This is a genomic window from Flavobacterium sp., from assembly GCF_044368625.1.
Classification (GTDB): Bacteria; Bacteroidota; Bacteroidia; order Flavobacteriales; family Flavobacteriaceae; genus Flavobacterium.
The window spans coordinates 1-7986 of the sequence record NZ_JBIPPD010000157.1; the positions used below are offsets into that span (position 1 = coordinate 1).

The 7986-nt window shown below is 36.6% G+C and carries 9 protein-coding genes; all 9 read right to left on the bottom strand.

The annotated features are described in order from the left end of the window. Nucleotides 1–195: 195 nt before the first annotated feature. Nucleotides 196–1206, bottom strand: coding sequence for a sugar phosphate nucleotidyltransferase (locus ACIQ2X_RS11530; protein ID WP_396179067.1), 1011 nt, complete (start codon nucleotides 1204–1206; stop codon nucleotides 196–198). A 109-nt stretch (nucleotides 1207–1315) separates the two neighbouring features. Then, entirely contained in the window at nucleotides 1316–1750 is a 435-nt protein-coding gene (gene dut, locus ACIQ2X_RS11535) for a dUTP diphosphatase (RefSeq protein WP_396179068.1), read from the bottom strand. A 48-nt stretch (nucleotides 1751–1798) separates the two neighbouring features. Beyond that, nucleotides 1799–3262 (bottom strand): lipopolysaccharide biosynthesis protein, encoded by a 1464-nt coding sequence (locus ACIQ2X_RS11540; RefSeq protein ID WP_396179069.1) that lies wholly within the window; start codon nucleotides 3260–3262, stop codon nucleotides 1799–1801. A 184-nt stretch (nucleotides 3263–3446) separates the two neighbouring features. Continuing rightward, on the bottom strand, nucleotides 3447–4307 hold the full coding sequence (atpG, locus tag ACIQ2X_RS11545; protein WP_396179070.1) for an ATP synthase F1 subunit gamma: 861 nt from the start codon (nucleotides 4305–4307) through the stop codon (nucleotides 3447–3449). A gap of 188 nt (nucleotides 4308–4495) precedes the next feature. Then, complete coding sequence (gene atpA / locus ACIQ2X_RS11550) at nucleotides 4496–6073, bottom strand: F0F1 ATP synthase subunit alpha (protein WP_396179071.1); 1578 nt, start codon at nucleotides 6071–6073, stop codon at nucleotides 4496–4498. Nucleotides 6074–6087: 14 nt separating this feature from the next. Further along, complete coding sequence (atpH, locus tag ACIQ2X_RS11555) at nucleotides 6088–6621, bottom strand: ATP synthase F1 subunit delta (RefSeq protein WP_396179072.1); 534 nt, start codon at nucleotides 6619–6621, stop codon at nucleotides 6088–6090. Between the two features lie 4 nt (nucleotides 6622–6625). Further along, complete coding sequence (locus ACIQ2X_RS11560; protein ID WP_396179073.1) at nucleotides 6626–7117, bottom strand: F0F1 ATP synthase subunit B; 492 nt, start codon at nucleotides 7115–7117, stop codon at nucleotides 6626–6628. An 81-nt stretch (nucleotides 7118–7198) separates the two neighbouring features. Then, complete coding sequence (gene atpE / locus ACIQ2X_RS11565; RefSeq protein WP_022827760.1) at nucleotides 7199–7399, bottom strand: ATP synthase F0 subunit C; 201 nt, start codon at nucleotides 7397–7399, stop codon at nucleotides 7199–7201. A 40-nt stretch (nucleotides 7400–7439) separates the two neighbouring features. Then, on the bottom strand, nucleotides 7440–7986 hold a 547-nt coding region (atpB, locus tag ACIQ2X_RS11570), incomplete at its 5' end, for a F0F1 ATP synthase subunit A (RefSeq protein ID WP_396179074.1).

Genomic DNA, 7986 nt, shown 5'->3' on the forward strand with positions numbered 1-7986 from the left:
CGCTTCCCGATGAAAAATCGGGAGAGCTCCACTACTATCCCTCACGCGGAAAAACGGGTAAAATACAACCCAAATTTCTAGTTTTTTTCTCGTAAAGACGCAAAGACGTTAAGTTACCAATTCAATCTTTGCGACTTTGCGAGCGATTTAAAATTTTCAAAACTTTCAATAAAATGTTCCCGCAATACGTCCTTCCTATTCCAAAATCGAATAATCTCCAATACTGATAGAACTAAAATTTCCATCAAAAATGGCGTGATTTCCAATCATTGCGTTGTCTAAGTTGGCGTTTCTAATTTTAGTATGGGTTTGAATCAAACTGTTTTTAATAGTCGAATCGCTCACGTGACATCCTTTTCCTATCGACACATTAGGTCCAACAATGGTGTTGATTAAAACCACATCTTCGGCAATGTAACACGGAGGGATGATTGTTGCGTTTTCTTGTTTTACATTCAAAGCTACCAACGACTCTCCATCTTGGTGCAAAAAGCCCAACATTCTCGAATTGGTTTCCACCGTTACTTCTTTGTTTCCGCAATCCATCCATTCGTCCACTTTGCCTGGTACAAATTTCATGCCTTTGGCCATCATTTGTTTGATACCGTCGTTAATTTGGTATTCGCCACCGTGAATGATGTTGTTGTCCAAAACCAGTTGCAATTCGTTTTTAAGAACAGCAACATCTTTGAAATAATAAATTCCGATGACGGCCAAATCCGAAACAAACTCCTTTGGTTTTTCAACCAATTCGATAATTTCACCGTTTGCATTTAAATTGACCACACCAAAAGCTTCGGGTTGATCGACTTGTTTGACCCAAATTACACTATCGGCCGAGGTATCTAAATCAAAATCGGCACGAATTAGCGTATCTGCATACGCAATTACCGCTGGACCCTGCAAAGAATCTTTGGCACACATGATGGCGTGTCCCGTTCCGAGGGCTTCATTTTGATAATAAATGGTTCCTTTGGCACCTAATTTTTCGGCAATTGCTATTAAATCTTCTTCTACTTTTTTACCAAAACTTTCGTGGATTACAAAAGCTACTTCCTCAATATCTTGGTTTAAAACTCCCGCAATATCTTCGACTAAGCGGTGTACGATTGGTTTTCCTGCAATAGGAATTAAGGGTTTCGGGATTGTTAATGTGTGTGGACGTAATCTCGAGCCGCGACCGGCCATTGGTACTATTATTTTCATAGAAACTGTATTAAGATTTTTATATGAAGTATTAAGTCAATGCTGAATACTTTAAATTATTTATTGATTGATCTATTATAATTGAAATCTGTGACTGACAACTGAGTCCTTATTTTACTCCCGTACTTCCAAACCCGCCTTCTCCTCTACTCGTTTCCGATAATTCCTGAACTTCAATCCACTCGGCACGTTCGTGTTTAGCGATAATTAATTGAGCAATTCTTTCGCCGTTTTCGACAACGAAAGTTTCATTGGATAAATTTACTAAAATCACACCAATTTCACCACGATAATCGGCATCAACTGTTCCTGGAGCATTCAAGACGGTGATTCCTTTTTTTGCCGCAAGGCCACTTCTAGGGCGAACTTGTGCTTCAAAACCAGTTGGTAATTCAATGAAAATTCCGGTTTTGATGATGGCTCTTTCCAATTGATTTAGCGTGACTGACTCTGTCAAATTGGCTCTCAAATCCATTCCTGCCGAAGCTATGGATTCGTAATTTGGAAGGGGATGTTGCGATTTGTTGATTATTTTTATGTTCATATAAATTAGATTATGACAAGTCGAGACTTATCAGTGCATTATAATAAATTATGCTTTTCGTTTGATGATTTTGTATATGGTTTCTTTTTCGTTGTAATAGATAAAATAGGTGAATACAAGTATTAGAGGGATTCCAACAAAATAATTTTCTCTGAAGAAATAAAAAGAAAAAATAGAGAACAGGATTGAAACTCCGAGATATCCACCTATTTTTTTTATGTCATACGGAATCGGATAATATCGATTTCCGAGGGTATAGGAAATGACCATCATACTTCCGTAAGCCATAATGGTTGCAACTGCCGAACCCATATAACTGTATTTGGGAATTAAAATGTAGTTCAATATCAAAGTAAGTAGTGCTCCAACGACAGAAATGTAAGCTCCAATTTTAGTCTTGTCCGTTAATTTGTACCAAACCGAAAGATTGTTGTAAATTCCTAGAAAAAAATTGGCCAAAATAATCAGCGGAACAACCTTCATTGCTTCCCAATAGGATTGATCTGGTATCATTATCATTTTCAATAAATCGGCAAAAACGATGACCGTCAAAAGTATAAGGGACCCGAAGATGACAAAAAACTTGGTTATTATGGCGTATGTTTGTTTTGCATTTTCGTTTTTTGCGAAACTGAAGAAAAAAGGCTCGATTCCCAGGCGAAATGCGGTGGCAAATAAAACCATAAATAATCCCAGCTTGTAACAAGCGGCATAGGCTCCAACATCTGCTTTTCCGGTATCTTTTGGCAGAAGATACTCGAGAAAAATTTTATCGAAATGTTCGTTTACGGCAAAAGCAATACCGGCGATTAGAATTGGAAAACCATACTGCATCATTCTCTTCCAAAGCTGAAAATCAAAATGCCACTTGACGTGAAAATAATTTGGCGAAAGCACCACAAAAGTGGCCAAGCTCGCTATCAAATTGGCGATAAAAATATAGCCGATTTGGAAATCATCAAAATAAAGTGTTGCTAAAAAAGTATCCGGATTATTTTGAGCAATTTGTGGCAGATAAAGCAAGAAAAACAAGTTTAAAGCCATATTAATAACCACGTTTCCTATCTTGATGACGGCATAGACAATTGGCCTTTGTTCGGCTCTTAATTTGGAAAATGGAATAATAACTAAAGCATCTAAAACTAAAATCCAGATGGCGTAAGTTACATATTCAACTTCCACATTAATCCATTTTGAAAGTGTGTCTCTAAAGAAAATCGAGAGAAATAAAAACCCGATGGAAGTCCAAAAAACAGAAATCGTTGAAGTTTCCACAACATCTTTTTTATTGTCTTCGGAATTGTAAAAACGGAAAAAAGCGGTTTCCATTCCGTAGGAAAGAATGACGTTAAAGAACACCATATAGGCCAAAAGTATGGTGGTTTCTCCATAATCAGCTTTAACGAGCGTGCTTGTATGAACCATTACCAACAGGAAACTCAGCATTCTCGGTAATACCGTAGCGAGTCCGTAAATGGCGGTTTGCTTAAAAAGATTTTTGTAAAGGCTCAAGACGATTCATCTAATTTTAAACAAAAATAAGACATTCTTTGTGTTTTGGGGGTATTGATTCACAAATAAACCTGATAGTTTCGTATATGTTTTTAGATTCTGATTTATAAAATCAGAGTAAATTCATCTTTAGAATAAAAAAAGCCGACATCGCTGTCGGCCTTTTTATATAGTTTGATAAACTTTATCCTTTCAACGCTTCTGCACCACCAACGATTTCCAAAATTTCGTTTGTAATTGCTGCTTGACGTGCTTTGTTATAGGTTAATTTCAATTGGTTTCTCAATGCCGTTGCGTTATCGGTAGCTTTGTGCATAGCTGTCATACGAGCGCCATGTTCTGATGCAAATGAATCTCTGATTCCTTTGTACAACTGTGTTTTCAACGATTTAGGAATCAAGGCAAGAAGAATTTCTTCTTTTTGTGGTTCATAAATATAATCAACTGATTTGGAGTTTGCCGTAGCTGAAATTGGCTCCAAAGGCAGAAACTGTTCGGTCATTACAATTTGAGTAGCCGCATTTTTAAACTGGTTGTACACCAATTCAATTCGGTCGTATTCGCCAGAAAGGAATTTCTGTGTTAAATCTTCGGCAATCAAAGCCACATTTTCAAAAGTCAATTGGTCAAAAATAGCACTTTTGTTAGCGGTAATTTTGCACGATTTGGTCAGAACATCGTTTCCTTTTTTTCCAATTGCATAAATTTCGACGTTTTTTCCTTCGTAGAAATCGGTTCTGGTCTTGATTGCTTTGATTACATTTGAATTAAAAGCACCACACAAACCTCTGTTAGAAGTGATAGCCACAAGCAAAACATTGTTTACTGGACGTTGTGTTGTAAATTCTCCTCCTACATCGCCATCAAGCGTTGCAGAAAGATTTTGCAATAATTCCGTTAACTTTTCGGCATAAGGACGCATTGCTGTAATGGCATCTTGTGCTTTTTTTAGCTTTGCAGCAGAAACCATTTTCATCGCAGAAGTAATCTGCATTGTCGATGAAACGGAAGTAATTCTATTACGGATTTCCTTTAAATTTGCCATTGTATAATTAGAAAATGTGATAATGTGATAATTAGATAATCAGAAGCGTCCGAGGACATTTTTTAACTATCTATTTTCCCAATTATCTAATTAATTGTAATATAATTAGAAAATGTGATAATTAGACCATTAGATAATTAGAAGCATCCAAGGACAGTATCTAATTATCTAATTTCCGAATTATCTAATTAATTGTATTTCGCTGAAACTTCTTTAGCTACACTTTCGATAACACCAGTAATCTTGTCATCTAATTTTCCAGCTTTCAAAGCGTCAAGTGTATCTCTGTGTTTGTTGTTAAGGAATTCTAAGAAATCTCTTTCAAATTCTTTTACTTTATTAACAGGAACATTTCTCAACAAGTTTTTAGAACCTGCATAGATAATAGCTACCTGATCTTCCACAGTATACGGATCGTTCAAACCTTGTTTCAAGATTTCAACGTTTCTTTTACCTTTTTCAATTACGTTCAATGTAACCGCATCAAGGTCAGAACCGAATTTGGCAAACGCTTCCAATTCACGGAACTGTGCTTGATCCAGTTTCAAGGTACCTGCTACTTTTTTCATTGATTTAATTTGTGCGTTACCACCTACACGAGATACCGAAATACCCACGTTGATTGCTGGACGAACACCAGAGTTAAACAAATCACCGTCAAGGAAAATCTGTCCGTCTGTAATCGAAATTACGTTTGTTGGAATGTATGCAGAAACGTCACCCGCTTGTGTTTCGATAATTGGCAAAGCGGTTAATGAACCACCACCTTTTACGATTCCTTTGATAGAATCTGGCAAGTCGTTCATGTTTTTTGCAATCTCATCATTAGCAATAACTTTACAAGCTCTTTCTAATAAACGAGAGTGCAGGTAGAAAACGTCTCCAGGATATGCTTCACGTCCCGGTGGTCTTCTTAGCAAAAGAGAAACTTCACGGTAAGCAACAGCTTGTTTTGATAAATCATCATAAACAATTAAAGCTGGACGACCAGAATCTCTGAAGTATTCACCAATTGCAGCACCTGCCATTGGAGCATAAACTTGCATTGGAGCTGGATCAGAAGCATTTGCAGCAACAATAACCGTGTAGGCCATTGCTCCTTTTTCTTCCAATGTTTTAGCAATCAAAGCTACAGTTGAGGCTTTTTGTCCGATTGCAACATATATACAAAATACAGGTTGACCTGCATCGTAAAATTCTTTTTGGTTCAAAATAGTATCCAAACAAACCGTTGATTTACCCGTTTGACGGTCACCAATTACAAGCTCTCTTTGTCCACGTCCTACAGGAATCATGGCATCAACCGCTTTAATACCTGTTTGAAGAGGTTCAGTAACAGGCTGACGGAAAATTACTCCAGGAGCTTTTCTTTCCAATGGCATTTCGTATAAAGTTCCACCAATTGGTCCTTTACCGTCGATTGGAAATCCAAGTGTGTTTACAACACGACCTACCATTTCTTCACCCACTTTAAGCGAAGCAATTCGTTGTGTTCTTTTAGCAGTCGATCCTTCTTTGATACCTGTTGATGGTCCTAAAAGTACCACACCTACGTTATCTTCTTCAAGGTTCAAAACAATTGCTTCAAGACCGTTTTCGAATTCAACTAATTCTCCATATTGTACATTGGATAACCCGTAAATACGAGCGATACCATCTCCAACATTTAAAACTGATCCAACTTCTTCAAGCGTAGCACCCGATTCAAAACCTTCTACTTGCTTTTTTAATATTGCTGAAATTTCAGCAGGGTTAATATCCGCCATAATTATATAAATAATTAGTTACTTAATTCTCTTTTTAAAACTTGTAAACTGTTTGCAATAGAAGCATTGTACTGCTTATCGCCTATTCTTAAAATAAAACCTCCGATAATGGATTCATCTACAATATTATGCAGTGTAACGGCTTTAGATGTAAATTCTTTAACTTTAGCCAAAACTTTGGATTCCAAATCATCGGTTAAAGGAAACGCAGTTGTTACTTCGGCAGTTTCAACATTATTTACTTCATCTAACAATCGTTTGTATTCGAATGAAATTGCTTCCAAAATTCCGAATCTTTTATTCACCGCCAATAAATGAAACAAGGACTTTGTTGTGGCATTTGAAGAAGTAAAAACTTCCAATAATGCAGCCTCTTTATTTTTAGCACTAATCGTTGGGCTTTCAATAAAGTTGTGCAATTCCTGATTTCCTTTGATTGTAGATGCAATAGTTTGCATATCCTTACCTACTTCTTGAACCGCTCCTTTTTCTTGGGCGATTTCCAAAATAGCCTTGGCATATCTTATCGCTGCTCTTGTACTTGCCATAGGATTAGTTTAAGGTAACGTCGCCCAACATTTTCTCAACCAATTGTTTTTGAGAATCTTTGTTAGACAATTCGGTTTTCAATAATTTTTCAGCAATTTCTAATGAAAGTGTCGAAACTTGTGCTTTCAATTCTGACATTGCTGCATTTTTTTCTGCTTGAATGGCCGTTTTGGCTTGTTCAATCATACGAGCGCCTTCTGCTTGTGCATCCGTTTTAGAATCGGCAATCATTTTTTCTCTCATTTCACGCGCTTCTTTGAGCATCGCGTCACGTTCCATTCTTGCTTCTTGCAAAATTCTTTCGTTTGTAGCGGTAAGATCTTGCATTTCTCTACGAGCTGCTTCAGCTGATTGCAAAGCAGTGTTGATAGAATCTTCACGACTTTTTACAGCTCCTAGAATTGGTTTCCAAGCGAATTTTCTCAATAATATAAAGAAAATTAAGAAGATAATTGTAGTCCAAAAAATTAAACTCTCTGGTGAAGTTAATTGCATACGATTATATATTTAAAATTTGTTTGTCTTGTTTAAAAAAACTCCCTGAAGCCAACCGCTTGCAGGAAGTTTTAATTTTAATTACTTTGCGATTAACGCAACAACTACTGCGAAAAGTGCAACACCTTCAATAAGTGCAGCAGCAATAATCATAGCAGTTTGGATTTTTCCAGCAGCTTCTGGCTGACGAGCGATTGCATCCATTGCAGATCCACCAATTTTACCAATTCCAAGTCCTGCACCAATTACAGCTAATCCAGCTCCGATTCCAGCTAAAATCATAATAAAAAATTTATATAGTTAATAATAAATAAAACTCAATTTAGTGGTGGTCATGTTCGGCAACTGCCTGACCGATAAATAATGCAGACAACAAGGTAAATACATACGCTTGTAAGGCTGCAACTAACATTTCTAATACACTCATGAACAATACAAATGCTCCAGAAATTGGAGAAACCGCTACAGTTTCGAATATAAATATCAATGAAATCAAACTCAAAATGATGATGTGACCTGCCGTAATGTTTGCGAATAAACGAATCATTAATGCAAAAGGCTTTGTCAACATTCCAATCAATTCTACGGGAATCATAATGGGTGCTAACCAAACTGGAACTCCCGGTGTGTTGAAAATGTGACCCCAATATTCTTTATTTCCACTTAAAGTGGTAACGATGAACGTAATAAACGCCATTACAAATGTAAAGTAAATATTTCCTGTAAGGTTCGAACTGAATGGAAAAAATGGAATTAAACCAATCAAGTTATTGATCCAAATAAAGAAAAATATAGTTAACAAATACGGCATGTAGGTTGCGTATTTTTTCTCACCAATATTAGGTCGAGCAATATCGTCTCTTACAAAT